General features: G+C 67.5%; 18 protein-coding genes. All 18 read left to right on the forward strand.

Annotation, left to right across the window (positions count from 1 at the left end):
- The 18 genes from LRM40_RS02055 to LRM40_RS21425 all read left to right on the forward strand — a co-directional run bounded on the left by LRM40_RS02055 (position 1) and on the right by LRM40_RS21425 (position 26556).
- Positions 1-2652 (forward strand): glycosyltransferase, encoded by a 2652-nt coding sequence (locus LRM40_RS02055; RefSeq protein ID WP_151124098.1) that lies wholly within the window; start codon positions 1-3, stop codon positions 2650-2652.
- Positions 2653-2801: 149 nt separating this feature from the next.
- Positions 2802-3593 (forward strand): ABC transporter permease, encoded by a 792-nt coding sequence (locus tag LRM40_RS02060; RefSeq protein WP_151124099.1) that lies wholly within the window; start codon positions 2802-2804, stop codon positions 3591-3593.
- A 10-nt stretch (positions 3594-3603) separates the two neighbouring features.
- The gene (locus tag LRM40_RS02065; RefSeq protein WP_151124100.1) at positions 3604-4299 is read left to right on the forward strand and encodes an ABC transporter ATP-binding protein; all 696 of its coding nucleotides are present in this window, start codon (positions 3604-3606) and stop codon (positions 4297-4299) included.
- Positions 4296-5414 (forward strand): KpsE/RkpR family capsule polysaccharide export protein, encoded by a 1119-nt coding sequence (locus LRM40_RS02070; protein ID WP_151124101.1) that lies wholly within the window; start codon positions 4296-4298, stop codon positions 5412-5414. Before LRM40_RS02065 ends, LRM40_RS02070 begins: the two co-directional genes overlap by 4 nt.
- 160 nt (positions 5415-5574) lie before the next feature.
- Entirely contained in the window at positions 5575-7128 is a 1554-nt protein-coding gene (locus tag LRM40_RS02075) for a polysaccharide biosynthesis/export family protein (RefSeq protein ID WP_231067677.1), read from the forward strand.
- 25 nt (positions 7129-7153) lie between these two features.
- Positions 7154-11512: a glycosyltransferase family protein gene (locus LRM40_RS02080; RefSeq protein WP_151124103.1), complete on the forward strand. Its 4359-nt coding sequence runs from the start codon at positions 7154-7156 to the stop codon at positions 11510-11512.
- 565 nt (positions 11513-12077) lie between these two features.
- Entirely contained in the window at positions 12078-13193 is a 1116-nt protein-coding gene (locus LRM40_RS02085; RefSeq protein ID WP_170288869.1) for a sulfotransferase family 2 domain-containing protein, read from the forward strand.
- Between the two features lie 39 nt (positions 13194-13232).
- Positions 13233-13964 carry a hypothetical protein gene (locus LRM40_RS02090; RefSeq protein ID WP_151124105.1) on the forward strand — a complete coding sequence of 244 codons (732 nt, stop codon included), beginning with the start codon at positions 13233-13235 and terminating at the stop codon, positions 13962-13964.
- Positions 13961-14869 carry a hypothetical protein gene (locus tag LRM40_RS02095; protein ID WP_151124106.1) on the forward strand — a complete coding sequence of 303 codons (909 nt, stop codon included), beginning with the start codon at positions 13961-13963 and terminating at the stop codon, positions 14867-14869. Before LRM40_RS02090 ends, LRM40_RS02095 begins: the two co-directional genes overlap by 4 nt.
- Entirely contained in the window at positions 14866-16131 is a 1266-nt protein-coding gene (locus tag LRM40_RS02100) for a glycosyltransferase family protein (protein WP_151124107.1), read from the forward strand. Before LRM40_RS02095 ends, LRM40_RS02100 begins: the two co-directional genes overlap by 4 nt.
- Positions 16128-17126, forward strand: coding sequence for a hypothetical protein (locus tag LRM40_RS02105; protein ID WP_151124108.1), 999 nt, complete (start codon positions 16128-16130; stop codon positions 17124-17126). The genes LRM40_RS02100 and LRM40_RS02105 overlap by 4 nt, the downstream gene beginning before the upstream one ends.
- A complete protein-coding gene (locus LRM40_RS02110) occupies positions 17123-18295 on the forward strand; it encodes a glycosyltransferase (RefSeq protein WP_151124109.1) in 1173 nt (390 codons plus the stop codon). The genes LRM40_RS02105 and LRM40_RS02110 overlap by 4 nt, the downstream gene beginning before the upstream one ends.
- A 178-nt stretch (positions 18296-18473) precedes the next feature.
- Complete coding sequence (locus LRM40_RS02115) at positions 18474-19928, forward strand: mannose-1-phosphate guanylyltransferase/mannose-6-phosphate isomerase (protein WP_231067678.1); 1455 nt, start codon at positions 18474-18476, stop codon at positions 19926-19928.
- 41 nt (positions 19929-19969) lie between these two features.
- Positions 19970-20788: a hypothetical protein gene (locus LRM40_RS02120; RefSeq protein WP_151124110.1), complete on the forward strand. Its 819-nt coding sequence runs from the start codon at positions 19970-19972 to the stop codon at positions 20786-20788.
- Between the two features lie 52 nt (positions 20789-20840).
- Positions 20841-21881 (forward strand): Stf0 family sulfotransferase, encoded by a 1041-nt coding sequence (locus tag LRM40_RS02125; RefSeq protein ID WP_170288870.1) that lies wholly within the window; start codon positions 20841-20843, stop codon positions 21879-21881.
- Entirely contained in the window at positions 21878-22660 is a 783-nt protein-coding gene (locus LRM40_RS02130) for a hypothetical protein (protein WP_151124112.1), read from the forward strand. The genes LRM40_RS02125 and LRM40_RS02130 overlap by 4 nt, the downstream gene beginning before the upstream one ends.
- Positions 22657-23889, forward strand: a complete 1233-nt coding sequence (locus LRM40_RS02135) for a glycosyltransferase family 4 protein (protein WP_151124113.1) — start codon at positions 22657-22659, stop codon at positions 23887-23889. The genes LRM40_RS02130 and LRM40_RS02135 overlap by 4 nt, the downstream gene beginning before the upstream one ends.
- A gap of 27 nt (positions 23890-23916) precedes the next feature.
- A complete protein-coding gene (locus tag LRM40_RS21425; RefSeq protein ID WP_151124114.1) occupies positions 23917-26556 on the forward strand; it encodes a glycosyltransferase in 2640 nt (879 codons plus the stop codon).
- Positions 26557-26569: the final 13 nt, after the last annotated feature.

Below are 26569 nucleotides of genomic sequence, written 5' to 3' on the forward strand. Positions count from 1 at the left end.
GTGGCTCTGATCAAGGTGCCGAAGCGGGCTTTCGACGCCAAGGTCATGCTGCAGAGCATTCGACTGGCGCGGGCTCTGGGCCGCCCCTTGGGGCGGCCGCGGGCGCTGCTTGATTTCGAGGTGGAGCTCACCCGGCTGCTGGGCCTGTTCGACCGCGACCATTACCTTTCCCAGGTCGACGCCGCCCGGCTGGGCGGCCTGACCCCGCTGCGGCACTACGTGGAACACGGCGACGCGGCCGGCCTGTCGCCCAGCCCCTTGCTGAACGTGCGCCATTACGACGCCCACTGGCCGGACCGGCAGGGGGTCAACCGGCTGCTGCACTTCGGGCTGTGCGCCCATTTCACGGGCTTCTCGCCTTCGCCGTGGTTTGACGCTGACTACTACTTGCGCAGCTATCCCGATGTGGGGCGCACGGCGATCGACGCCTTGGTCCACTTCCAGCGCTGGGGCTGGCGGGAGGGCCGCAATCCCTTGCCGGGCCTGGACATGCGGCGCCTGCTCAATGGGCGGCCGGAGCTGCGCATGCTCAAGGGGGGCGTGCTGTCGGCATTCGCGTCGGGGGAACTGGGGCCGCTGCTGCAGGGGGGGGATGCCCGCGGGCGGTCGGCCCCCATCGCCCGGGCGGCTCCGGCGGGGCCCGACCTGCGGGAGGCTGCCGTCTGGACCGAGGTGCAGCCCCGGGCCTGGGGCGCGGCGCCCGAGGTGGATGTCTTCATCCCCGTCTATGGCGGCCTGCAGGAGACCTTGGCCTGCCTGCACAGCGTGCTCACCGCGCCGGTGCGCACGCCGCACCGCGTGGTGGTGATCAACGATGCGGGCCCTGATCCCGAGCTCAATGCCCTGCTGCGCAGCCTGGCTGCGCGCGACCTGTTCGTGCTGGAGCAGCATCGCGGCAACCTGGGCTTCGTGAAGACGGTCAACCATGGTCTGCGTCTGTGCAAGGGGCATGACGTGGTGATCCTCAACAGCGACACGGTGGTCTACAACGACTGGCTCGACCGCCTGCTGGCCCATGCCCAGGAACATCCGCGGCTGGCCAGCGTCACGCCCCTGTCCAACAACGCCACGATCTGCAGCTATCCGGAGACCCTGGCCGACAACCGGGCCAGCCTGGAGCTGTCGCATGCCGAGATCGACCGTCTGGCCGGCGAGGTGAACAAGGGCGTGCATGTCGAGGCGCCCACCGGGGTGGGCTTTTGCATGTACATGCGCCGGGCCGCCCTCGACGAGGTGGGCGGGTTGGACGAGCGCCACTTCGGTCGGGGCTACGGCGAAGAGAACGACTGGTGTCAGCGGGTGCTGCGCAGGGGCTGGCGCAATGCCATCGCCTGCGACGTCTATGTACGCCATGTGGGGTCGGTGAGCTTCAAGGGCGAGGCCCTGCAGCGCACCCGTGAGGCCATGAAGACCCTGGCCCGCCTGCATCCCAATTACCAGCCGGATGTGGCCCGCTACATCGCGCAGGATCCGGCCTGGGCTGCGCGGGCCCGGCTGGACCTGGCCCGGCTGGCACGCCAGAGCGAGGTGCGCAATGTGCTGCTGGTCTGCCACAACCGCGGCGGCGGCACCGAGCGGCACCTGCTGGAGGAGAACGAACGACTGGTGTCACAGGGTTGGGGCGTGTTCGAGTTGCGACCCGCTTCCCAGCAAGGGGCGCTGGCGCTGCTGCACCCGGGTCTGTTCGGTCTGCACAACCTGGCGCAGGTGCCGCTCGATGCAGTGGAACTGCTGACCGAGGCCCTGCGTCGCTTGAAGATCGATGAGGTGCATGTGCATCACCTGATCGACTTCCCGGTCGGGACCGCAGACCTGCTGGTGCGCCTGGTCCAGGCGCTCGGCCTGCGCCTGCGCATGGCCGTGCACGATTACTACCTGCTCTGCCCGCGGGTGAACCTGGTGAATCAGGCGGGGCGGTTCTGTGGGCAACCCAGCGAGGACGATTGCGGGCGCTGTCTGGCCGGTGATGCCGAGTTGCAGGCCCTCGGGCCGATCCGCGCCTGGCGGGCGCAGTCCCGGGCCCTGCTCGCCGCGGCCCACAGCGTGGTCGCCCCTTCGGCCGATGTGGCCAGGCGCCTGGCCCACTGGGGGCTGTGCGAGAGCGTCGAGGTGCAGCCCCACGAGGAGCCGCCCTCTGCCGGGCCGGGGCGACACGCGCAGGTGGCGGCCGGCCGGCCGGCCCGGGTGCTGGTGATCGGTGCCATCAACCACGTCAAAGGCTTCGAGGTGCTGGCGGGGCTGGCGCAGGCCTCGCGCGACCAGGCGCTGCCGCTGACCCTGGGTCTGCTGGGCTACTCCTCGGACGATGCCCGGCTCGCCGCGCTGGGCGTCCAACTGCAGGGGCGCTATTTCGACCATGAACTGCCGCAGAAGATCGACGACTTCGCGCCGGATCTGATCCTGATCCCGTCGATCTGGCCCGAGACCTACTGCTATGTGCTGACGGCGGCGCTGGCCAGCGGACGCCGCGTGGCCGTCTTCGACCTGGGGGCGCAGGCCGACCGCACGCGGGCTCACAGCTCCGAGCACCTGATCCTTCCGCTGGCCCTGGCGGATCGTCCCGAGGCATTGGCTCGCGCCCTGATCCAGCCCCTGCTGGCGGCCGTTTCGACCGAGCCCGGTTTCGCCCCTGGGCCGGACAGCGCCATCTGATGGGCAAGAGATGGATCGGGCGACGATGAGGTGCCAATTCTGTCGATGGCCCGTGCGGAGGCCTGAGTTAAAGTCCCGCCGAACCGGACCGTGGTCCGGCAGCCCTGTGGCGTTCATCGGGGTGATGTCCCCTTCGTGAAGTTCCACCCGTGAAGAAACGCACCCCCTGGCAAATTCAGCGCGCTGTGATCTTTGCCCTGCTGATGCGGGAGTTGAAGACGCGTTTCGGCACCCACTGGACGGGGGTGGTGTGGCTTCTGGGAACCCCGCTGGCCCAGGTGGGGGTGCTGGTGGGCTTCAACACCTTTCTGCGGGGGCGCCTGCATGAAGGGCTCTACCCCTATGCCGTCTTTCTGATGGTGGCGTTGATGCCCTTCAGGCTTTGCACAGGTCTGTGGTCGCAACTGATGAACGCCGCCAAAGCCAACCAAGGGTTGTTCAATTACCGGCAGGTCGTTCCCATGGATGCCTTCATTTCACGGGCCATCCTTGAGCTGGTATTGAATGTGCTGATCTTCGTTCTGTCGATGCTGATCCTGGCACGGTTGGGTGTGCCATATGTCTTTCCTGAGCATTTGCTCTATCTTTTCGCGGTTTGGGCGGTCTACTTCTTTTTTGGCGCGGGCATGGGGCTCCTGTTGGCTGGACTGTCGGGGCCGATGCCTCGGATCGGCACACTGGTGAATCTGATATCCATGCCGTTGTACATGCTCTCAGGGGTCATCTTTGTCTTTCACGCTCCCACGCCTGACATCAAGGCGCTGCTTCTTTTCAATCCGCTGATGCACTTGGTGGAATGCGGGAGAGAGGCCTATTTGGCGGGGTACCGGGTTGACCAGGGCATCAACATGGCCTATCCCTCCTTATGGGCATTGACCTTGTGTTTTCTGGGCATGGGCCTCTGTCGGATCCGTCGCCAAGAACTGGCTGCTGGCGAGTGAGGGCCGTCCCATGCTGGAACTGGTCAATCTCACCAAGTACTACCCGACGCCCATGGGGCGCCACTATGTCTTCCGGGATCTGACTTTCAAGTTTCCTGAGGACGCCAGCATCGGTTTGATGGGGCGCAACGGGGCGGGCAAGTCCACGCTGATGCGCATCATCGCTGGCGTGGAGGTGCCCAACCGGGGGTGTGTGCGCACCGACAAGACCATGTCCTGGCGGGTGGGTCTGGGGGGGGGATTCCAGGGTTCCCTGTCTTCCAGGGACAACGTGCGCTTTGTCTGCAGGCTTTTCAGCGCCAGTCCGGAGCAGACGCGGGAGAAAGTGCGTTTCGTGGAGGAGTTTGCCGAGATCGGAAAGTTCTTCGATCTCCCCATGAAGACGCTCTCCTCCGGCATGCGGGGACGGGTGACCTTCGGGCTCAGCTTGGCCTTTGAGTTCGACTACTACCTCATCGACGAAGGTATGGCGGCCGGCGACCCGATCTTTCGCAAGAAGGCCCAGGCCGCATTTCAAGCCCATGTCGCCAAGGGCAAGCTCATCCTGGTGTCCCACAACCCCAAGGACATCCAGAACATGTGCGATGTGGTGGTGATCCTCGAGGACGGCCAAGCCACGCTTTATCACGATGTCAAGGAAGGGCTGGAGCTCTACCAGAACATGCAGCAAAAACGCCAACAGTTCGCCAAGGTGCAAGGGACATGAACCTGAATTCCCTGAAGTTCGTCACGCCCGCACGCGTCACCTGGGTTCTCTTTGTGATCCCTGTCGCACTGGCCACGGTGTTCTACACCCTGATGGCGGCGGATCGCTATGCCAGCGTGGCGGTCGTCAGTGTCCGTGATACCTCCTCCCTTCCCACCGGCGGGAGTTCGTCGGTGGCCGCCTTGCTGGGAGGGGCTGCGGGTGGTTCGCTGTCGCTGGTCGACACATTCTTCGTCCAGAACTACATCCAGTCCTCGGACTTGATGCTCAAGCTCGACAAGCGCTTCAATCTGCGTGCGCACTACAGTGCGCCACGGTTGGATGTGTTGTACCGCCTGAGCGCCGATGCCCGTCGCGAGGACTTCCTTAACTACTTCCGCAACCGCATCAAGGTCACCCTGGACGAAACCTCCGGGCTGCTGACCATCGAGGCCCAGGGCTTCGAACCCGCCTTTGCGCAGAAGCTCACACAAGCTGTGGTTGAAGAAACCGAGGCGGTGCTCAATGAGAACGCCCACCGCATTGCGCATGACCGCATGCTCTTCGCCGAGCAGGAGGTGGAGCGCACAGCCAAGAGTCAGGCCAAGGTCCGTGCAGATCTGTTGGCTTTCCAAACCCAGCACCGCCTGCTCGATCCGCTGTCGCAGGCGGCAGCCAACAGCACCTTGACAGCGTCCTTGCAGGCAACGCAGGCGAAGCAGGAGGCCGATCTGAAGGCTGCGCAGGCCTACCTCAGCGAGGACAGCCTGCAGGTGCGCAGCCTGCGAAGCCAACTGGAGGCCACCAAGGCCCAGATCGAGGTCGAGCGGCTGAGGGCCACGGGAACCGTGGACGGCGCGCAACTGACGGCCTTGGCCAGTCAGTATCAGAACCTGCTGGCCCTGACAGGCTTTGCCGACGAAGAGCACAAGTTGGCATTGGCCGCGGCGGAGCAGGCGCGCATGGACACGGTTCGCAAGCTCAAGACGCTCATGGTGCTCGAGCCGGCCACCCTGCCGGATCTGGCGACCTATCCCCACCGGGTCATTGATTGGCTCACCGTTGTTGCCGTGTGCGGCATGCTTTTCACCATCGTGCGGCTGGCCATGGCCACGATTCGCGAACACCAGGACTGAACCCATGCTGCAACGCTTTCTTCGCACGCTTGCGTCGAGCTTTCTGCTTCTATCGCTCCTGTCGACGGTCCTTGCGGCAGAGCCCTCCGGAGAGGCCAAGGGGCAGGGGCAGTCTTTGGGGCAGATGCTTGGACTTCCCTCGGGTCAGATTCCGACCACGATGGATGCCGCCATGGTTCCGGCGCCGCCCCCTCAGCCCCTGCCGATGCTGCCGGGCTCGCAGACCATTGGTGCCAAGCCCGTGGTTTTCGGCTCACAGATCTTCAGTGGTCGTTTCGCCAGTCAGGGCTTCTCGGGTTTCAACCCCGACTACCAGGTGGCCAGTGGGGATCGGATCACACTGCGCATGTGGGGGGCTCTGAACTACGAGGCCGTGCAGGTGGTGGATGCCCAGGGCAACATCTTCGTGCCCAATGCCGGCCCCATCCAGGTTCGGGGGGTGCGCAACGACGAACTCAACCAGCGGGTGGACGAGCAGGTCAAACGCACCTTCAAGGCCAATGTAGGCGTGTATGCGACGCTGGAATCGGCGCAGCCGGTCAAGGTGTTCGTGACCGGCTATGTGCGTGCCCCCGGCCTGTATGGCGGGTTGTCCTCCGATTCGGTGCTGGGCTTCCTGGATCGCGCGGGAGGCATTGATCCGGACCGTGGCAGCTATCTGAATGTGGAGGTGCTGCGCGGCGGCAAGCCGCGCGCAGTGCTCAATCTCTACCAGTTTCTGCTCGAGGGCAAACTGGAGCGCCTCCAGTTCCACGATGGCGACACGGTCGTGGTGCGGCCCCGTCAGTACGCGGTCACGGTCCAGGGCGAAGCGCAGAACACCTATCTCTTCGAGTTGTCCGCACCCGATGTGCCGGCGGCCGAACTGGTTCACCTGGCGCAACCCAAGCCCACGGCCACCCATGTGAGCGTGGTGCGCAACACCGGCGTCGAACTCAAGAGCGAGTACTACCCCTTGTCTCAGTTGGGGAGCGTCATGGTTCACAACGGCGACTTGGTGACGTTCACCGCCGACAAGTACCCCACCACGCTGCTGGTGCGCATCGAGGGGGCCCAACTGGGCGAGCGCGCTCTGGTGATGCCCAATGGCGCCCGCCTGAAGGATCTGGTGGCGCGTCTGAACCCCTCTCCCGAGGCGGACCTGGCAGGTATTCAGCTGTACCGCAAGTCTGTCCAGGACAGGCAGAAGCGTTCGCTGGACCTGTCTCTGCGCAATCTTGAGACGGCTGCACTGACCGCTCGCTCAGCCACGGCCGAGGAGGCCGCCCTGCGCAAACAGGAGGCCGATCTGATGATGTCCTTCGTGGCCAAGGCCCAGCAGGTCCAGCCCCTGGGGCAGGTGGTGCTGACCAGCAAGGAGCAGGCTGACCAGATGCTGCTGGAGGATGGCGACGTCGTGGTGGTGCCGGAGAAGCAGAACACCGTGCTGCTCAGTGGGGAAGTCCTGTTCCCGAATGCCCTGGTCTTCAAGCCGGGGGCATCGGTGGCCGACTATGTCGCCATGGCCGGCGGCTATACCCAGTCGGCGGACACCTCCAAGGAGATCGTGCTGCACCCCAACGGCACGGTGGCCGAGCCAGGGTCTTCGCCACAGCCGGGCGACGAGATCATGATCCTGCCGAAGATCGATTCGAAGAACATCGAGGTCACGCGTGGCATCACGCAGATCCTCTACCAGATTGCGATTGCAGCCAAGGTGGCCTTTGGTCTCTGAGCTCGTCTGAATTGGGAAAGTTGGCATGAGTTTGCGTCGAGCGAGAGTTGTTTGGGGGCCGCAGGCCGAAGGCAATGTGGGGGGCGGCGTGGCGATCGCGTCGATCCAGGGGCGTGTGGAGGCATTGGAGGGGCTCACCCTGCGAGGCTGGGCCCTGGGGGCGGATGACATCGATCAGGACCTCACGCTGTGCCTGGACGGTGCGCCGATGGAGGCCGCTGTGCGGCGTGCCGAGCGCGAGGACGTGCGCGCGGCGTTCCAGTCGGAACGGCTCGACCTGGGTTTCCTGATCGACCTGCCGCCAGCCTTGTGGGACCGCATCCCGCAGGAAGGGGCGGGCACCCTGAGTGTCCAGGTCGGGCAACAGGTGCTGGTCAGCGTGCCCAGCATGGAATGGCACCGTGAGCGGCTGAAACAGGTGCTGGAAGAGGCGCTGAACCTCCACTCTGCCGCGCTGACGTCGGCAGGGAATCCGGAAGGCCTGTCTCTTGCATCGCGTCAGCTGCTGCTTGACCACGCACACCGTGCCGGCCTGGCCGCCTGTCTGCCGCCGGATTGGGTGGAAGAGATCCCGGTGCGCTCGTCTGACGAATCACAGCCAGAGGCTCCCCCCGTGCAGGGGCAGGTCGAGGCAATGGAGGGGCTGCTGCTGCGAGGCTGGGCCGCGACAGGCGAGGCCGGTCAGGAGACGATCTCCCTTTGGCTGGGCGATGCGCCCGTGGATGCCGCCGTGGTGCGTGTCGAGCGCGAGGATGTCCGCCGTGCGGTGCATGGGGCTTCGGCCCTGCCGGGCTTCGAAATCGAAGTGCCCTCCCAGATCTGGGATCGGCTGACCGCGGATCAGCAACCCCAGATCCAGGTGAGGGTGAATGGTCAGGTCCTGCCGTCCGCCGTGAACTTGCATCTGAGCCGTCGGCGTCTGGTGGATGAACTGTGGGGTCTTCACGCTCTGGCTGGCAGCGCCGCCACCGCCGCCGGTGCTGAGCTCCAGCGCTACCAGTACCGCCTTTTCGCGGCCATCGAGCATGCGGTCCATGCGGCCCTCCTGCCCGATCTGCCTCCGGAACTCGATGCCTTTGTTCAGAGGGAGGCGGAGCGATTCGGCCTGTCGGCCCTGCTGACCCAGGGAACGGGTGTGCGCGAGTTGCTGAGCCAAGGTGGCGAGCGAGACCTGGGACGGATGGCGCTGTGGCGTGCGCAACGTGACTTCAACCAGCGCTGGGTGTCCGGGCGTCGTGCCATCGAGGTCTTGCAGGAAACCCTGTCCGCGGTGCCCCTGGGGGAGGTGACGCGGCAGAGCTTTCTGCGCGACACCGTTCCCTTTTTCTGCAGCCTGCGGCAGTACCATGAAATCCGGCCTTTGCTGGACATCGCGGCTCTGCGGGAGCAAGGCGCGACAGACCACGCCTCTTCTGTCAGCTTGGCCCTGCCCGAGCATGTGGCCTCGCTGGATTTCACACGGGCCGCCGAGATGGTTTGGCGCCTGCTGGAACTGCCCGGTTGGCTGAACACCGAGTGTGTGGGCCAGGCGGCTTGGGATCTGCTGCAGCAAAGTGAACGTCGGCCGCTGGCCGACGAGGCCGTGGGCGGACTGGTGCGGGCCCTGGCCTACCTGATCAGCGGGTTGGCCAAGAACCCCTGGGCACGCTCTCATGACAGTCACCTGATCGATGCGCAGGTGTCCTTGCTGCTGATGATGCCGGCGCTGCCCGCCAATTTGGCGACGGAGGTACTGGAGCAGGCCGAGCGAAGCTACCAATATGTTCCAGCTTTCTGGACGTGCCTGGACCGCCGCTGGCCGGATGTCCGGACGCAACCCGACCGCCTGCGCCGTGGGCGAGCGGTCATGCAGGAGCTGCAGTCCCTGCTGGTTCCACCGTCCGGTCAGGCTCCGGACGGACAGGCGCTGAAGAGAGCGCAAGCCTTGCTCCGCTACGGGCAGGCACGCTGGCAGGCCGATGCCCTGCAGATCTCCCGCGAACTCTTGTTGGCTGCGGTGCCGGGTGAGGACCTGGCCACCCGCGTGTCCGATATGGCCGCTGAAGCCGAAGGCTTGGGCATGGAGGAGGTGATGCGTCTGGCGGCGCACCCTCTGATGGACGAGCAGGCCGAGTTGCCCTCCGAGGCCCTGCAGGCTGTGGTTCGCAACACCGGAAAGGCCCGTCTGCCGGAGTGGGCTCGGTGGGCATGGGCCACCTGGGATGGCCTGAACGAGGCCACCGAGCTGACGGCCTCCCCCGCGCTGCCCAGCCTCGCCAGTTGCCGGCGTTTGAACAAGTGGGACACGCACTTTCTGGGGACCTATCTCGCGACTGTGCGTCTGGCGCTGATGGCCGAACAGGCGCCGCAAGGCGATGGACAGTTGCCCGAGGTGGAACTGGCTGAGCTGCGCAGCCTGTGGATGAGTGCCTGGCAGGAGCGTGCGCACGACAAGCCACTGGTCGCTCCGCTGTGGAATGCCCTGTACCTGCTGCGCCGGCTGGCCTGCCGTTGGCCGGACCAGGCGGGCTGGGCGGCCCTGATCCACGACTTCGAGCGCTGCCTGCCCGAGGACAAGAGGGCTGCTTCGCTGCTGCCTGAGGACGGAGCGCTGCGTCTGCGCAGCCCAGGCTGGTTGCAGGACACCCTGGTGGTGGTCTATTCCTGCCGCGCCAATCTGGAAGGGCGTGTGCGCGCCATCCGCGAGAGCTGGGGGCGCACCCTCACCGAGCACGGTGTACCCTGGGTTGTGCTGGTGGGCGATGGTGACGGGGCAGCCCCTGAGGGCATGGCGGGCCACGTGCTGGCGCTGGCGGCGCCCGACACCTACGAGCATCTGCCGGCCAAGACCCTGGCCGTGCTGGACTGGGTGGAGGCGCACACCGACTTCTGCTACGTCTACAAGATCGACGACGACTGCCACCTGAATGTGGAAGCCTTCCTGGCCCGTTCGCTGCACCGTGCGCACCACTACATGGGGCGGCCACTGTGGCGCAAGGCCGGTGACATGGACCGCCTCTGGCACCAGGGCAAGTCGGCCTCTGCCCGCGGTGCCAGCGCACTGGACAAGTCACCCGAGCCCTCGGTGTACGCGGACGGTGGCTGTGGCTACTTTGTCTCCCGCAACGCCATGCACATCCTGCGCTGGTATGCCGGCACCTCGTCGGGCGCGCGCCTGCGGCTGGCCTCCTTCATGGAGGACAAGCTGGTGGGCGACCTGCTCGCGGGCTGCGGATTCCAGGTCAGCGACCAGGGTTACGACACGCACCTGAGGCGCCGCTTTGGCGCGGGGGCGACACCGGTCAACGTCTGGCACAACCGCTTCTATCCGGGGCGGTCCAGTCCGACCTGGGTCACCCACCTGGACGAGCATGCATCCATGGGGCGGCTGGAGGCGGGCCTGTCATCCACGGCCCTGCGTCCCGCACGGCTTTGGCCCACGTTGGCGGCGCCCACCCTGGGCGATGGCGGCCGGGCGCCCAACCAACTGGAGTTGCTGAGCGATCCTCAGGGTGTGACGCGACTGTCGGAGGCGCCGGTGATCCTGGTGGCGGTGGCACGCAACGAGAAGACCCTGATGCCCCACTTCCTGGCCCACTACCGCGGGCTCGGTGTGCGTCACTTCGTGCTGGTGGACAACCTGTCCGACGACGGCACCCGCGAGTACCTGCTGGCCCAGCCCGATGTGGTGCTCTATTCCGCCGACACCGACTATCGTGACTCGCACTATGGGGTGGCCTGGCAGCAGGCGGTGCTGGGGGCACACGCCTTGGGGCGCTGGGTGGTGCTGGCCGACATTGACGAATTGCTGGTCTACGAAGACTGCGAGCGTCAGCCCATCACCCAGTGGCTGGCTGGCCTGCAGGCCCAGGGCCACGATGCGGCACAGACCCTGATGGTGGACATGTACCCGTCAGGGGAACTGGCCGAAGCCGACTTCGCCCAGGCTAAGAACCTGTTCGAGGCGGCACCCTACTTCGACCGGCAGCCGCTGCAGCGCTGGCAGTTGGGGGCGGGCCACTACTCGAATGCCGTGACGTACCTCAGCGCACTGCGGCATCGACTCATTCCAGATTCGGCGCCGAATCTCTACACCTCCCAGAAGATCGCGGTGTTCCGGTATGCCCCTTGGGTCCGCCTGGCTCAGGGGCTGCACTACGCCTCGAACCTGAGGGTGGCCCCGCAGCCGGCATTCTTTGCCCATTTCAAGTACCACGCCGGCTTCCACCAGAAGGTGCTGCATGAGATTGCGCGTAAGCAGCACTTCAATGGCGCGGAGGAGTACAACAAATACTTGGCTATGCTGCTTGAATCCAGTGGTGGCTTCTTTGATGTCGACCGCTCAGCGAGGTGGTCTGGGAGTCTTTCATTCACGAGCGGCGTGAAGGGGCTGATTCATGGATGAGGATCGAGGCAGGGTGCGCATGGATGCACCCGAGCGAGTACTTTGGTGGTTTCCATCCGGAGGTCTTCTGTCTCCGCTGGATGAGATGACATCCGTTGAGCTTGGAAGGGTTCTGGTCAGGCCATTTTCACTTTTCCAGGCAGGGTCGTTGATTGTTGGCCAATGGGATGAGCCAGGACGAAGAGTTGGGTGCAGGAAGTCCTTGCAGGCCCTGTTGGAATCCTCTGGATCAATACTTCATGTCGTCCAGGATGGATCCGTAGCGTTCCAATGGGCTTTGCTTGAGGCCGCGTCCCGTGCAGGCTACAGGCATCGAGTGGTGAGTTGGCGGAGCCCGTTGCAATGTCTGAGGGCGGTGGTTCGGGAGGGGAAATGGAACGGGATCGACAGCAAGTTGCCACCGCTGCTAAGAGAAAATCAGCGATGCCAGAATCGTCTGACCTATTTGCTCCGTCTGATGGACGAGGGGGACCATCGTTGGGAGTTGGTCGAGCCCGTCGGAACTGAGGGGGATTGGGCGCGTGGTCTGCCTCCGGTGGTAAGCGAGCGTCTGCGTGATCAAGCCTTGGCGGTTCAACTCCCGCTGACTGAGGCGCAAGAGCAATTGCTGACGCTGGAGTCTGGTTGGCTCACAGGTCTTGAGCAACTGCCCACTTTACTTCGACCCAAACTTGTACGGCCATCCATCGAGGATGCGCGAGTCAAGTTGGTCCGTCTGGAAGGAATCCCTCCGTTGTTGCCCCGGGGGGAGCGCAGCCAAGCCAGTGGCATTGTGCTTTTCGACAGTACCGAGCCTGCAGAGCTTGAGATGGTGCAATCTGGGGAAAGTACAGTGCTGGCATGGCCACGACCATCGCCTGCGCTGGCGAGCAAGTGGCCCGATCTACCCGCTGCTCGCCAAGCCCGCCTGTCGTCAGTCTCGCTTCTGGCTGATGCCAAGTCGCCGGTCCATCTGCGCCTAAGGTCTCGGAAGGGCGAGGAAGTGCCTGTGCTGAATGTTGAGTTCAGGGAGTATCCATCGCCGGCCGTGAATGGGATATTCTTGGCGCAGTGGTCGATTGGTTATCAATCGATTCCAAAAGTGGCCTGTACTTCTTTGAAGGAAGCGCTGTTCCTCTTGGCCACAGGTGAGAATTTTGGTGATCGAAAACGTCCAGGTGGCGGGTATATTCACGACTACTTCTTTCGGCATGAGCAGGACATTGCGCAGGCTGCTTGGCGCTTTGTCGTGGTTCGGGATCCTATTCAACGATTTCTGTCTGGATTTTCCAATAGGGTCTTGCATTATCGCGAACTTTCTAGGGAATACTTGGCGTCGCTGCCCAGCATGAGTGGCGTGGATTTAGAAGATTTTCCAGCCAACCCCAGTCTCGATCAGTTCATCGCGAACTTTGAGTTCTATTGCCAAGTGCCGACGATCCGGCACCATTTTTCGCCTATCAGTGCCTTCGTGGCGCCACTGGAATCATTTAGTAGGGTCTATGCGTTCCACGAGATTGACGCACTTGCTGCGGATATATCAAAAAGGACCGGGCAGGAATTCAGGATTCCTCATTCTCAGCAAGGTGGACCCAAGCTGAAATTGGAACGCCTTGGGGGTGATTCGCTCAGAAGGCTGGTGAAAATATATGAGGCTGACTATGAGATGCTCAAGCATTTTTACCTGCCTCCTTCGCGCTGACGGCCGCGGAGCGGATGAATATTTTAAAGGCGGTGCCAAATGTCTGACTCGTCTTCCTCGTTCAGGGCTGGTGAGTTGCAAGAGATCTTGCTCGGATTGAGGGATTTGCAGCGCCGCCTTGACGAGCTTGTGGTAACAGCGGGTACGCTGTCGGCTTCGACGGAAGCATGTCCCGCGGAAGCTTCTTCGTTAGCTTTGGATATCGAGCCAGAAATTTTCTGGCGCCCGTTAAGGCAACCCGTGATCCAGCAGCCTGTGCGTGGCACATCGCTGGACAAATGTATACGGTTTTATGCAGGGAGCCATCGGGGTTGGGTGCTCTTGGCGCAGCGACCAGCCGTCGGATCACGGACGGGACGTTTCGAGCTCGGCATCAATTTTCGAGAGTTCGATGGTGAATGGATGTCGATCGTCTTTGACCTCCGAGCGGCGCTGAAGACCGAAGTGGCCGGCGGGGCTCGGTTGCTGGTGTCGACCCAAGTCGATTCGTTCCCTCGTTCTCCCGTGCAATTCAAGTGCGGCTGGCGCCATGCAGGTCAAGAATCTCAGGCAAGACAGACTGCTGCCTTGGAGGGAGAGACCCTGCACTTTCAATTGGATCTTGGTCCGCTTAGACCTCAAGAGCTTGAGGCACTGGAACTGCATGTAATTTTTCCTGTCTCCGGACGCGGGGCAATTTATCTTCGTTCCCTGCGTGCGTCTCTGTTGCTAACGGGGGATGCGGAGGGGTCGACCGCGGCTGACCCCGATGTGTTCGAGGACGCACCATGAACAAGGAGATGTTCACGGAACCTGGGCGACTGTCGCATGCTGTGATCGACTGGTCACACGGCCGCGTGCTCGGCTTCGCCGTGCCCGCAGACGAATCCGTGCGTCACGAGCGGGTGGAGCTTTGCCTTGATGGTGTTGCGCTCACCTCGGCTGTGGCCCAGCGGTCGATGTTCGACTTCAACGAGGCCTGGGGCGGGTTGCCGATACCTCCCCGGGAGGGCTGCGCTTTCTCGCTGCGCATCCCGCAGGCCAGCCTGCTGCCCAGTCAACTGGAGGCAGACGCTGTCCTGCTGGGGGTGCGTGACAGCCAGGGGCGCTGGCTGCTTGAACAGAGGCTCCGGGGCCCGCACGAGGTGCTCGCCCTGACCGAAGGCGCGCCACTGGACCTGCTGTACAGCGTGGCGTTCGACCGGGTGCGTGAAGGGGTCCTGCGGGGGCATGTGCATGACCGTCACCGCCTGGGGCATGTGCCGGCCTTGCAGACGCGACTCAACAACGGGACGCCGGTACCCTTGCCGTTTGCGGGGGCGATGGACGATGCCGGGAACTTCTCCTTCGAGCTGAGCCTGCCGCTGGAGGCCCTGGTCGATGGGGAGAACCGTCTGCATGTCCAGGGTCCGGAGGGCCAGCCGCTGGCCAGCTATCCCATCCGGCTGGGCCCTGCATCGGATTCCTTGGCCGAGCATCGACTGCAGGTGCTCGAGGCGGAGGTCGAGTTTCTCAAACAGCTGCTGCTGACCCGACCCGATGACACGGCGCCGGCGCGCCTGGATCTGTTCAAGACCGAAGTGATCGGGCTGTGCTCCGAGATGTTGAGCCTGCAGCGCGTGCAGCTGGAACGCGAGTTCCAGGCGCGTTTGGCGGCCCATCCGACAAGCGACGCGGCGAATCGGAACGTCCCATGAGCGGTGTGCCGGCCGGCGCGGCCCGGCGCCGACTCTACGTTTTCACGCCGCTGCCGCCGCAGCGCAACGGCTTGGCCGACTACATTGCCGAGTACCTGCCCTGGCTGGCGCGCGATCATGAAGTTTGCGTCGTGGCCGCGTCGGACCAGTTGGAGCGGGTGCGACAGGCCCGTCCGGCCCATGCGGACTGGACGGTGATCGGTGAGGCCGAGTTTCTGGCGCGCCAGCCCGACCCGCAGGGGCAGATCCTCTACAACCTGGGCAACAACGGCGACTGTGTCCACATGCTGGACCACCTCCTGGCCTACCCCGGGGCGGTGGTGCTGCACGATGTCTCCCTGTTCTACCTGCACCAGCTGGCCGCCGAGCGCGGTTGGATGGGGGCGCTGATGGCCGGCTGGCTGGCCGAGGATGGCCATGCTGTCCCCCCGGCCTTCCTGCGGCGGGACGGTTCGCTGGGGGTGACGCCGGGCTTGATGTACCAGGAGTGCCTCATGCTGGCGCGGGTGCTGAAGCAGGCCTCGGGTGTCCTCGTGCACACCCGCTATGCCGAGACCCGCTTGTTGGGCGCCGTCCCCGAACTGGATCGGCGGCGTCTGGCCCGCATTCCGCACTTTGTCCTGCCGCCCGCACCGCCCGGTGAAGAGGCACCGGCCATCCTGCAGGCCTGGGGCATCGGCCCGCAGCACCAGTTGCTGCTGGTGCCGGGCTTTCTCACCGGCAACAAGATGCTGTACGAGGTGCTGGCGGCCTACCGCCAGGTCCAGCCCAGTTGCCCGATGCTGCGACTGGTGTTTGCTGGCGAGGAGCGACCTGCGGAGTACGACCTGGCCCGGCGCATTGCCGCCTGGTGGCCTGAGGGTGATGGCCCGGTGGTCACGGGCTACCTGGATGCCGAAGCGCTCGACGTGCTGCTTGCACGGGCCGATCTGAGCTTTGTGCTGCGCTATCCCACCTATGGCGAGTCCTCAGGCATCCTGCCCCGAGCGGCGCTGGGCGGTGGGCGGGTGGTCACCGTCGACATTGGTGCCTACCCGGAGTACGTCTCGCCTCAGGTGATGCCGGTGCCGGTCGGGCCAGGCCTGGTGGCCGCCCTGGCACAGGCCATGCGCGAAGTGGCGGCTGTGCCGAGCCTGGCGCCGGATGAGCGGCTGAAGCGTCAGACCGAAGAGCAGGCCCGCCAAGCCGATCGCTTGCCGCAGGCGCTGTATCCGGCCTGGCAGGCGTGGTTGGACCGCTGTCATCGGAGCAGCGCAGCATGAATGCCCCTCTCGCACCTTCTCGTGTCCATGGGGTGGATCTTTCCTGTCTGATCGACGCCTGGCTGGCCGCGCTTTGGCGCCAGCGTCCGGGGCATGTGATCGTGCTGGCTCATGCGCAGCGGCGTTGGTGGCCTCTGCTGGAGCGCGCGGCCACCGTGGTGTGGCTGCATCCCGGCGACGATCCCCGTCGGGACTTTCACGCCCTGCCCGGTTGCCGGCCCACCCCGCGCCCGCGCCTGACCGTGAGCGAGCCAGCCCAGGCCCAGGATGCCAACGAACTCCTGTCCCGCGCGGCGCTGCGGGTGGGGGGGGTGACCGATGACGCACGCGCCGTGGCAGCCTGGCTGGCCCCGGCGGCTTGGCGCGACGGGCCCGGCGAGACCCTGCTGTGGGGGCGCGCGCAGGCGGCCGGCTGGTCCGCTTGCGCTCAGACCATCGAGCGCCTGGGTCTGCAGCCCCTGCCGGCTCCGTCGGGGTGGCAGTGCCTGGCTTCTGCCGGTCTGCGGCAGACTGCCCAAGAGGCCGCGGCCTGGACGGGGCAGGGCAGTTCTGCCTGGGCCGTGACCGGGCCTCTGCGGGCCCCGCTGCGACTGCTGCAGACCGGGGAGCCGATCTGGCGGCTGCAGTTGCCGGGCTCGGAAGCCCAGGTGGCCAGTTCCGAACTGGCCCAGCAGCGCACCATGGTCTGGGGCCGTGCGCTCACCGACCGGCGAGGCAACTTCAGCCTGATCCGCCCCTGGGAAGGGCCCCTGTGCTGGCGGGCCCTGCTGCCCAACGTGCGTGTGCGGCTGGCGGAGCTGCCCCTGTACCTCCAGGGCGGGGGCTTGCGCCTGGCCCGGGCGAACTGGCGGGGCCAGGCGCTGCGTCTGCAGGCGGATCTGCCGGCCCTTCCGGAGGATCAGCCGGCCTTCTTCCACGGCAACGTCCCGGCCTGGGCCTTGCCGAAGGAGGATTTTTGCGAACTCAGCACCCTGGCCTGGGAGTGGCCGGCATGAGTGCCCTGCTTCCTCCTCCGCGCGCCCCCAGGGTGCTCTTGGTCACCTTCAACCGATTGGTGCCGGCCGATCAGGGCAATGCCCGCCGCATCATGCAACTGGTGCGGCTGTACGAGGCAATGGGCTTCGAGATCGATCTGCTCTATCACCGGGAGGAGGGGCTGGATCCTGGGCTGCTGCGTGCCCTGCAGGGGCGCTTCGGCCGGGTTCAGCTGCTGGAGTCGCGCGCGTCCAAGCGCATCGGGGCAGACCATGTCTGCCAGCTGATGGACTGGTACGACCCGCAGCTGCACGCCGTGGCCAGCGAAATGCACCGCCTGCGCGGCTACCAGGTGGTGCATGTCAACTACGTCTGGTACGCCCCCTTGCTGCGGCACTTCGGGCCGGAGGTGCTGAAGGTGCTGGACAGCCACGACATCTTCGCCGACCGGGCCCTGGCTTATCAGCAGGCCGGCCTGGCGCCCGCCTGGTTCAGCACCAGCCTGCAACAGGAAGACGAGGCCTTCGCCTGGGCCGATGCGGTGCTGGCCATCCAGCGCGACGAGGCCCGGGCCATGGCCGCGCGCGGCCACCGCCATATCCTCTTCCTGCCTTACCTGGAGCCGCAGGTCGCGCCCTTCACGCCCCGCCGCCCTGGCGCACCCCTGGTGCTGGGCTACCTGGGCAGCGGCAACGACTGGAACATCCGCAGCCTGCGGGCCTTTCTGGATGCCTGGCAAGCCCGGCCTGACCGGCCGCCGGTGCAATTGCTGGTGGCCGGGGGGATCAGCCGCCACCTGGCGGAGCAGCCGGGGGTGGTGCGGCTGGGCTTCGTCCAGGAACTGCAGACTTTCTATGGCGCCATCGACATCGCGATCAATCCGATGGTCGGTGGCACCGGTCTGAAGATCAAGACGGTGGAGCCGCTGTGTTTCGGGCGACCGGTGCTGGCCACCCCGGCCGGCATCCAGGGCTTGAACGAGGTGTGGCGCCTGCCGGTGGCCGAATCGCCCGAGGCCCTGGCCGAGTTGCTGTGTCGGACGCTGTCCGGCGATGCGACCGACACCCTGGCGGCCTGGCTGGCGCAGGCCCAGGCCACCCGGATGGCCCTGGATGCCCAGTTCGACGCCCAGCGGCAGCGTTTCTCGCGCTGGCTGTCCCGGCGCTTGTCGCTTCCGCTGGCGGGCTGAGCTTTCGGGGCGTCTTGTCGTCAGTTCGATGGACGTCCTGAGGGGAGAGCGCCACGGCCGACGGCCCAGGGTGCGCATCTTGCGTCATCTCCCCTGATCTGTGGGGCCGCAGCGGGGCTGTCGGTCCATGTTCCACCATGGGGCTCCCGTACACTGTGGCCAGTTCAAGGATCACGTCATGCCCTCCACACTCATCCCCGTGCAACCCGTCATCATGGCCGGTGGCAGCGGCACCCGCCTGTGGCCGCTTTCGCGCGCCGGCTTTCCCAAGCAGTTCCTGAGCCTGTCGGGCGATGACAGCCTGTTCCAGCAGGCAGTTCGACGCTTGGCTGGCCTGTCCTCTGACGACATCGCCGCTCGTCCGCTGCTGGTGGTGGGCAACGGCGAGCACCGCTTTCTGGCGCTGGAGCAGCTGCGCGAGCTCAAGCAGGCCCCGGCGTCCGTGCTGCTGGAGCCGGTGGGCCGCAACACCGCACCGGCCCTCACCCTGGCTGCCCTGGCCGCACTGGAAGGCGGTGAGGACCCGGTGCTGGTGGTCACACCCGCCGACCAGACGGTGGCCGACGAGGCCGGCTTCACCGCCACGCTTCGCGAGGCCGTTCGCGTGGCCGCCGACGGGGCCATCGTCATCCTGGGCATCACCCCGGACCGGCCCGAGACCGGCTATGGCTACATCCGCGCGGTGGCGGCCGAACCCGGCGAAGTCGCCAAGGTGCGCCAGTTCGTAGAGAAGCCCGACCGAGCCACCGCCGAGCGCTACCTGGCCGAGGGCGGTTACACCTGGAACAGCGGCATCTTCGTGCTCAAGGCCTCGGTCTGGCTGGCTGCGCTGGAGGCCTTCCGGCCGGACATTGCCAGCGCCGTGCGCACCGCCTGGGCCGCGCGCGAGCAGGATGGCGTCTTCGTGCGTCCCGGCAAGGAGGCCTTCGCCGCCGTGCCTTCCGAATCGGTGGACTATGCGGTGCTGGAGAAGTGCCCCGGCAGCGTCTTCGACATCCGCGTGCTGCCCCTGGCCGCCGGCTGGAACGACCTGGGGGCCTGGGATGCCGTCTGGCAGGTCGGGGCCAAGGACGAGGCCGGCAACGTCACCCAGGGCGACGTGCTGCTGCAGGATGCCCGCGACACCCTGGTGCATGCCACCAGTCGCCTGGTCAGCGTGGTGGGCCTGAGCGACGTGGTCGTGGTGGAGACCCCCGATGCGGTGCTGGTGACCGACCGCGCCCGCAGCCAGGACGTCAAGCACATCGTCACCCAGCTCAGCGCCTGCGGCCGAGGCGAGCACACCCTGCACCGCAAGGTGCACCGGCCCTGGGGCTGGTACGACAGCATCGACCATGGTGGTCGCTTCCAGGTCAAGCGCATCATGGTCCGTCCCGGTGCCTCGCTGAGCCTGCAGATGCACCACCACCGTGCCGAGCACTGGATCGTGGTCAGCGGCACGGCCGAGGTCACCTGCGGCGACAAGACCGTGCTGCTGACCGAGAACCAGAGCACCTACATCCCGCTGGGCGAGGTGCACCGCCTGACCAACCCGGGCAAGCTCGACCTGGAACTCATCGAGGTGCAGTCCGGCAGCTACCTGGGTGAGGATGACATCGTCCGCTTCCAGGACACCTACGGCCGCACCAGCTGATCCGCGGGCGCAGTACCGGCCATGAAGGAGGGGAGCGGTCCATGCTGATCGGCGACAACTACGTCTTCGTCGAGCTCCAGAAGACCGGTTCCACCCACATCAAGCAGCAACTGCAGGCGCTGCTGGGCGGGCACAGCGAGGGCAAGCACAACAAGCCCAGCGACGAGCAGCTCGGCGCCGACCGGGTCATCATCGGTTCGGTGCGCGATCCCTGGTCCTGGTACCTGTCGCTGTGGTCCTATGGTTGCCAGCGCCGCGGCAGCCTCTACACCCGCCTGGTGGATGCCCAGAACTGGCAGCGCAGCCTGCCGCTGCTGCAGGCGCGCCAGCGCGAGCGCGGCGATCTGGCGCTGGAGCAGCTCACGCCACAGCGGGCCCACGACGTCTGGTATGCCGACACCGGCAGCGCCCAGGGCTTCCGGGAATGGCTGCGGGCCGTCTGCCTGCCGGAAATGCGCAGCACCGTGCAATCCGGCTTCGAGGCCTCGGGCCTGGGGCGCTGGGGCTGCGGCCTGATGAGCTACCGTTACCTGAAGCTCTTCACCCACGGCGTGACAAGCCTGGCCAGCGAGGCCGAGAGCGCCGAGGACCTGCGCCAGTGGACGCGGCGCCATTTCCGGCCGGCCCACATGATCCGCCTGCATGCCCTGGCCGAGGACCTCATCGCCACCGTGCAGGCGCTGGGCCGACCGCTGAGCGCCGAGCAGTGCGAGGCCTTGCGCCAGGCCCGCCCGACCAACCGCTCCTCCCGCCCCCATCCCTTTGGCCACTACTATGATGCGCAGGCCCTCGACGAGGTGGCCCGGCGCGAGTGGCTGCTGATCGAGCGGCATGGCTTTGAGCGGCCTTCGCTGGGCTGATGCCCCGCCCGCAGCGGGCGGGCCGCGAGATCCGAACCAACCTGGCGCAGTGATGAAGAAGACCGTTCTGGATGCCGGCGAAGAGTGTGGCCTGGCGAAGTTCCTGGCCCACCGAGGCGCGCAGGCCTGCCTGCTGGCCCCGGCGGCCCTGCTGCAGGATCTGGCTGCGCGGGCCGGCACGCCCGGCTGCCCGGCCGTCAGCCGGGTGGAGGACATCCCGGCGGACGTGAAGCGCGTGTTCGCCCATGACCCCGACGACGAAGCCGGCCTGCTGGCCCGCCTGCGGGCGGCCCGGCCCGATCTGGAGGTGCATGGCTGGACCGGGCTCTTTCCCGTGCTGGTGACCGACCGCAAGCTGCCCGCGCCGGACACGCCCCTGCCGCCGCACCGCTTCGCGGTGGTCTGCACGCCCCGCACCGGCAGCACCTTCCTGTGCGAGCTGCTGGAAGCCGGCGGCCTGGGCGCCGCCCGCGAGCACCTGCGCTGGCCCCTGATCTACGCCCTGCGCCACGGGGTGCCCGCCGACGCGGCCTTCGATCTGGTGCAGCGTCACGGGGCGGTGAACGGCGTCTTCGGCACCAAGCTGATCTCGCACTTCCTGTTCGACGCGGTCGGGCAGTCCCGGGCCGGCAGCTTCCTGCAGGGCTGGGCCGCACAGGGCTTTCGCTTCATCCGCCTGCGCCGCGATCCGGTGGCCCAGACCCTGTCCAAGTACAGCGCCAAGCACAGCGGGGTCTGGCATGCCCGGGGCGCGCTGGCGGAGGGACGCCGCCGCCGGCTCGAGAAAGTCCCCTACGACTTCGCCGAGCTCAGCGACATCCACCAGCGCACCCTGGCCGAGGACCGGGCGCTGGACGAGTCCATGGCCGGCCTGCCGCCGGACCGCGTGCTGGCGCTGGACTACGACACCGTGGTGGCCGCGCCGCTGGAGGCCCTGGCCCGCACCGCGGCCTTCATGGGCCTGACGGCCCACCCGGAGCGGGTGGACTTCGCTGCCTTGCCGACCCAGCTCTCGGCCACCCACGACAACACGCGCCAGCTGCGCGAGCGCTTCCTGGCCGACCTGGCCGCCCGACCGGACCCGAGCCTGTGACCGACGCCCATCTGCCCACCCCGCCCCAGACCGTCCGCGCCAGCGAGCTGCTGGAGGGCGACGACGAGGGCTTCGTGATCAACGCCTACCTGGCCCTGCAGCGCCAGTGGCCGGACCCGGGGGGCTACGGCCACTACCACTGGCTGCTGTCCCAGCGCCCACAGGCCCGGCTGGAGGTGCTGCGCGAGATCGCACGCTCGGCCTCGGCCCAGCGCACCGGCGTGGTCTTCGAAGACGATTTCCCGGCCGAACAGACCGAGGCCCCCCGTGCCGGCGACCCGGTGCAGGCCCGCCTGCGCTACCTCAGCGCCTGCGAGCGCCTGCGCGTGCCGCAGCTGGCCCGCCAGTCGCTGGAACTGCAGGCCCTGCTCTCCGGCGTCAGCCTCGAGGGCATCGGCGAGGCGGTGCGCACGGTCATCGAGACCAGCATGGCCCAACTGGCCCAGATCGAGTCGCGCTTGAACAGCCTGCAGGCCGAGCTGGCCGACCTGCGCGCTCGGCTGAACGGCCCCGCGGCCTGGCCGACGGACGCGCCGGCCGAAGGCTCGCCCGCCTGGATGCGGCGCGAGCTGCTGCGCCTGGCGCAGCGCGTGCAGACCCTGGAGCAGGGCCGGGTGGGCGATCTGCCCGGCCGCACCCCGGAGGAGCTCAAGCGCGAGCTGGCCGACTATGTGAGCGCGATGGTGACCGTGCAGGCCGAGCTGGCGGCGCAGCAGCAGGTGTCCCTGGCCCTGGCGGCCACCCGGGGCGATGTCCCGCCCGCGGGGGAGGCGCCGTGAGCGCGCAGCCCCTGGTCGTCTTCTCGCCCCTGCCGCCACGGCGCTCGGGCATCGCGGCCTACACCGCCGAGCTGCTGCCGGCCCTGTGCGAAGGCGGGCCGGTGACCGTGGTCAACGAGGAGGGGCTGACCCCCGCGGTGGCCGCCGAGCTGCCCGACTGCGGCGGCGCGCTGCGGGTGCTGTCGCTGGCCGAGTACCAGTCCGCATCAGAGACCGAACCCGCGCTGCGGGCGCAGCCGCACATCTACCAGATCGGCAACAACGCCGACCATGTCTTCGTCTACAAGGCCTTCCGCCAGCGACCGGGTCTGCTGGTGCAGCACGACTTCAACCTGCACTACCTGATCGAGGACGTCACCCTGGTGCGCGGCGATGCCGAGGGCTACCGGGCGGTGCTGCAGGAGGAGTACGGCGAGTCGGGCAACACCCTGGCCATGCTGCGCCGCGCCGGCGTGTTCTCCGAGGCGCAGAAGCTGAGCCTGCCCCTGAACCGCCACCTGCTGCGGCAGGCGCATGGCGTGATCGTGCACAACCGCTGGATCCACGACCGGCTGCCCGTCGCGCTGCGCGAGTCGGCCTGCGTGGTGCCCCACCACTACTCGCCGGCTGTGGCCAGCGTGGCGGGGCTGAGCCCTGCCCAGGCCCGCCAGCGCCGGGGCCTGCCCGCCGAGCCCTTCCTCTTCCTCTCGCTGGGCTTCATCACGCCGCCCAAGCAGATCCAGGCCGCGCTCTGGGCCCTGGGCCAGTTGCGCCAGCGGGGGCGGCAGTTCCGCTACGTCATCGTCGGCGAGCGCAATGCCGGCTTCGACATCGACGCCCACATCCGCCGCCACGGCCTGGAGGACTGGGTCACCGTCACCGGCTACGCCCCGGAGTCCGACTTCTTCGAGTACATCGTGGCGGCCGATGCCCTGATCAACCTGCGCCACCCGACCGTGGGCGAGAGCTCCGGCACCCTGGTGCGGGCCCTGGCCCTGGGCCTGCCGGCGGTGGTGCACAACTTCGGCCCGTCCAGCGAATACCCGGACGACGTGGTGCTGAAGGTGCCCCTGGAGCTGGGCTCGCCCGATGCGCTGGCCGCCACGCTGGACACCCTGCTCACCCATGCCGAGCTGCGCGAAGCCCTGGGCACGCGGGCGGCCCGCCACATCCGCGCGCACTGTTCTGTACAGCATTCCGCCCAGGCCTATCGCGCCTGGCTCGCCCGCTTTCCGCAGACCGTGGCCTGACCGGCCAGCGCTGCCCACGCTTGCACCATGTCCTCACCTGCCTTTGACGCCCCCGCCAGCTGGCCTGCGCTGCCCACGGATGCCCTGAGCGAGGGCGATGTGCTGCAGCTCTACCGGGCCGTGCTGGGCCGGGAGCCGGACCCTGGGGTGGCCCAGCGTGCCGCCGGCCGCCCCCTGGCCGAGATGGCGCTGGAGATGGTGCGCAGCGAGGAGATGGCGCTCAAGGTGCTGAGCCCGGTGGTGCAGCGCCGCGACCTGCCCCATGCCCACCTGTCCGACGAGGAGCGCCTGCATCTGTGGCAATGGATGGGGCAGCGCCTGGGCTGGCCCGCGCCGCCCTTGGCGGGGCGCGTGCGGCCCGAGGCCCTGCTGCGCCGCGTCTGTGGCCATCCCCGGCTGAGCCAGGAACTGCAGGCCGTCCATGCCGGGCTGTTCACCGAAGTGGCGGCCCATTTCGCCCAGCCCGGTGCGCTGGACTTGCAGGGCAAGATCGAGTTCGCCAACCACGAGTTCATCTCTGGCTGGCTGACCGACCTGTCGGGCCAGCGCGCCACGCTGCGCGTGGAGGTGCGCTGTCGCGGCCGGGTGGTGGCCAGCGGCTCGGCCCACAGCCTGCGCCCCGACATCCGCGAGCACATCGGCGGCAACGGCTTGTGCGGCTTCCGCCTGCCCTGGCGGCCCGAGGCCTGGCCCTCCGGCCAGGCGCTGAGCCTGCAGCTGACCGAGCCGGGCAGCGGCACGGCGGTCGGCGGGCCCTACCGCTACGAGAACTCGCGGCTGGACCAGCTGGGCGTGGCCCAGTTGCTGAGCAAGGAGCTGGAGGAGATCCAGCGCCGCATCGACGCGCTGGCCACCATGGTGCCGCAGGGCCTGCGCTACGCGGCCTTCCCGCTGGACCACTACGACCTTTACCGCCGCACCCACCGGGTGCCGCCGCCGCCCTGGCTGCAGGAGCGGGCCTGGGCGGGCGTGCTGACACCGCCGGCGGTGGGGGAGGGCGTGGCCTTCCGCGTGCTGATCGACGCCGGCGCGGGCGACCCGATCGCCGCGCGCAGCACCGTGGATACGCTGCGCGCCCAGCCCTGGCCGCACTGGCAGGCCTGGATCGTGGGCGCGGACCCGGTGGTGACGGATGCGGCGGCCCTGATGGCCGCGGCCGACCCCCGGGTGCGCGGCGTCTCAGCCTGGGCCGACCTGCCGCCCGACGAGGGGGCGTTCCCCTGGTGTCTGCTGCTGGAGGCCGGCGAGCGCCTGGATCCCATGGCCTTGCCTTGGCTGGTCCATGCCGCGCGCCAGACACCCCAGGCCGCGGCCTTCTACTGGGACGAGGACACGCTGCACCATGCCGGCGGGCGGGCGCCCGCCCGCGAGGAGCGCCATGTGCGGCCCCTGTTGCGCCGCGCCTTCGATGCGGAGGCCATGCTGGAGCTCAACATCGTCGGGCGCAGCCTGGCCCTGCGGGCCTCGGCCCTGCAGGCGGTGGCGCCGGCCCTGGCCGCAGCCGAGGCGACGCAGGCGGCCGGGCCGCTGTCGCCCGCGCCGGCGGCTCGGGAAGCCCTGGTCTGGGCCCTGGCCGGCCAGGGGCCGCTGGTGCATGTGCCGCAGTTCCTGCTGAGCCGGGTCGACCCCGCATCCACGGCCGAGGAGGTCGACAGGTCCAAGGACGGGGGCCCCGGCGAATCGGTGCTGCGCCTCATCGCCCGGGCGGCCCCCGATGCCCTGCGGCCCTGGCTGCCCGCGGCCTGGCAGGGACGCCGCTGGCAGCGGGTCACGGACCCGCTGGGCGCCTCGCCCAAGCCCTTGGTGCGTTGGACGCCGCAGCGGCCCGAGGCGGTGATCAGCGTGCTGCTGCCCACCCGCGATCAGCTGGGCCTGCTGCGCGACTGCATCGACACCCTGCGCGAGCAGGCCCTGCACCCGGGCGCGCTGGACATCGTCGTGGCCGACAACGGCAGCACCGAGCCCGAGACCCTGGCCTATCTGGCCGAGGGGGCTGCCCGCGGCGACTTCCGCGTGCTGCGCATCGACGAGCCCTTCAACTGGAGCCGGCTGAACAACCGCATGGCCGAGGCGGCCCGCGGCGAGCACCTGCTGCTGCTCAACAACGACACCCGCATGCTCAGCGCGCAGTGGGACGACATCCTGCGTGGCCTGCTGGAGCGCGAGGACGTGCTGGCCGTGGGCGCGCGCCTGCTGTATGAGGACATGACGATCCAGCACGCCGGCGTGCTGACCGGGCAGGAGCGCTTCGTCGCCCACGACGCGGTGGGCGTGCCGGTGGACGACGGCCTGGGTCTGCTGGGCCCGCAGCTCACCCGGCGCATGCCGGCGGTCACCGGCGCCTTCCTGGCCTGCACGGCAGCCACCTACGCGGCCACCGGCGGCATGGACGAGGCCCAGCTCTCGGTCACCTTCAACGACGTGGACTGGTGCCAGCGCGCGGCCCAGCGCTTTCCGGACCGGCACATCGTCTACAGCCCGCTGCTGAGCCTGGTCCACCTGGAGTCCAAGAGCCGCGGCTTCGACTTCCAGGACCCGCTCAAGCAGGCCCGGGCCGACTACGAGCGCCAGGCCTTCGAGGCCCGCTGCGGGGGCTGGGTGATCGAGGACCGCGGCGGCAACCCGCAACTGAGCCACTGGGTGCGCCCGGGCACGGCGCTGGACTGAGGCGGGTTCCGCC

Origin of the sequence: Ideonella dechloratans, assembly GCF_021049305.1 — a bacterium.
Taxonomy (GTDB): domain Bacteria; phylum Pseudomonadota; class Gammaproteobacteria; order Burkholderiales; family Burkholderiaceae_C; genus Ideonella; species Ideonella dechloratans.

Excerpts from the sequence above, each read along its gene's own strand:
- LRM40_RS02125 (WP_170288870.1), top strand. The coding sequence starts at position 20,841 with ATGAAGAAGACCGTTCTGGATGCCGGCGAAGAGTGTGGCCTGGCGAAG.
- LRM40_RS02110 (WP_151124109.1), top strand. The coding sequence starts at position 17,123 with ATGAGTGCCCTGCTTCCTCCTCCGCGCGCCCCCAGGGTGCTCTTGGTC.
- LRM40_RS21425 (WP_151124114.1), top strand. The coding sequence starts at position 23,917 with ATGTCCTCACCTGCCTTTGACGCCCCCGCCAGCTGGCCTGCGCTGCCC.
- LRM40_RS02075 (WP_231067677.1), top strand. The coding sequence starts at position 5,575 with ATGGATGCCGCCATGGTTCCGGCGCCGCCCCCTCAGCCCCTGCCGATG.
- LRM40_RS02115 (WP_231067678.1), top strand. The coding sequence starts at position 18,474 with ATGCCCTCCACACTCATCCCCGTGCAACCCGTCATCATGGCCGGTGGC.
- LRM40_RS02095 (WP_151124106.1), top strand. The coding sequence starts at position 13,961 with ATGAACAAGGAGATGTTCACGGAACCTGGGCGACTGTCGCATGCTGTG.
- LRM40_RS02070 (WP_151124101.1), top strand. The coding sequence starts at position 4,296 with ATGAACCTGAATTCCCTGAAGTTCGTCACGCCCGCACGCGTCACCTGG.
- LRM40_RS02090 (WP_151124105.1), top strand. The coding sequence starts at position 13,233 with ATGTCTGACTCGTCTTCCTCGTTCAGGGCTGGTGAGTTGCAAGAGATC.
- LRM40_RS02100 (WP_151124107.1), top strand. The coding sequence starts at position 14,866 with ATGAGCGGTGTGCCGGCCGGCGCGGCCCGGCGCCGACTCTACGTTTTC.
- LRM40_RS02065 (WP_151124100.1), top strand. The coding sequence starts at position 3,604 with ATGCTGGAACTGGTCAATCTCACCAAGTACTACCCGACGCCCATGGGG.
- LRM40_RS02080 (WP_151124103.1), top strand. The coding sequence starts at position 7,154 with ATGAGTTTGCGTCGAGCGAGAGTTGTTTGGGGGCCGCAGGCCGAAGGC.
- LRM40_RS02105 (WP_151124108.1), top strand. The coding sequence starts at position 16,128 with ATGAATGCCCCTCTCGCACCTTCTCGTGTCCATGGGGTGGATCTTTCC.
- LRM40_RS02120 (WP_151124110.1), top strand. The coding sequence starts at position 19,970 with ATGCTGATCGGCGACAACTACGTCTTCGTCGAGCTCCAGAAGACCGGT.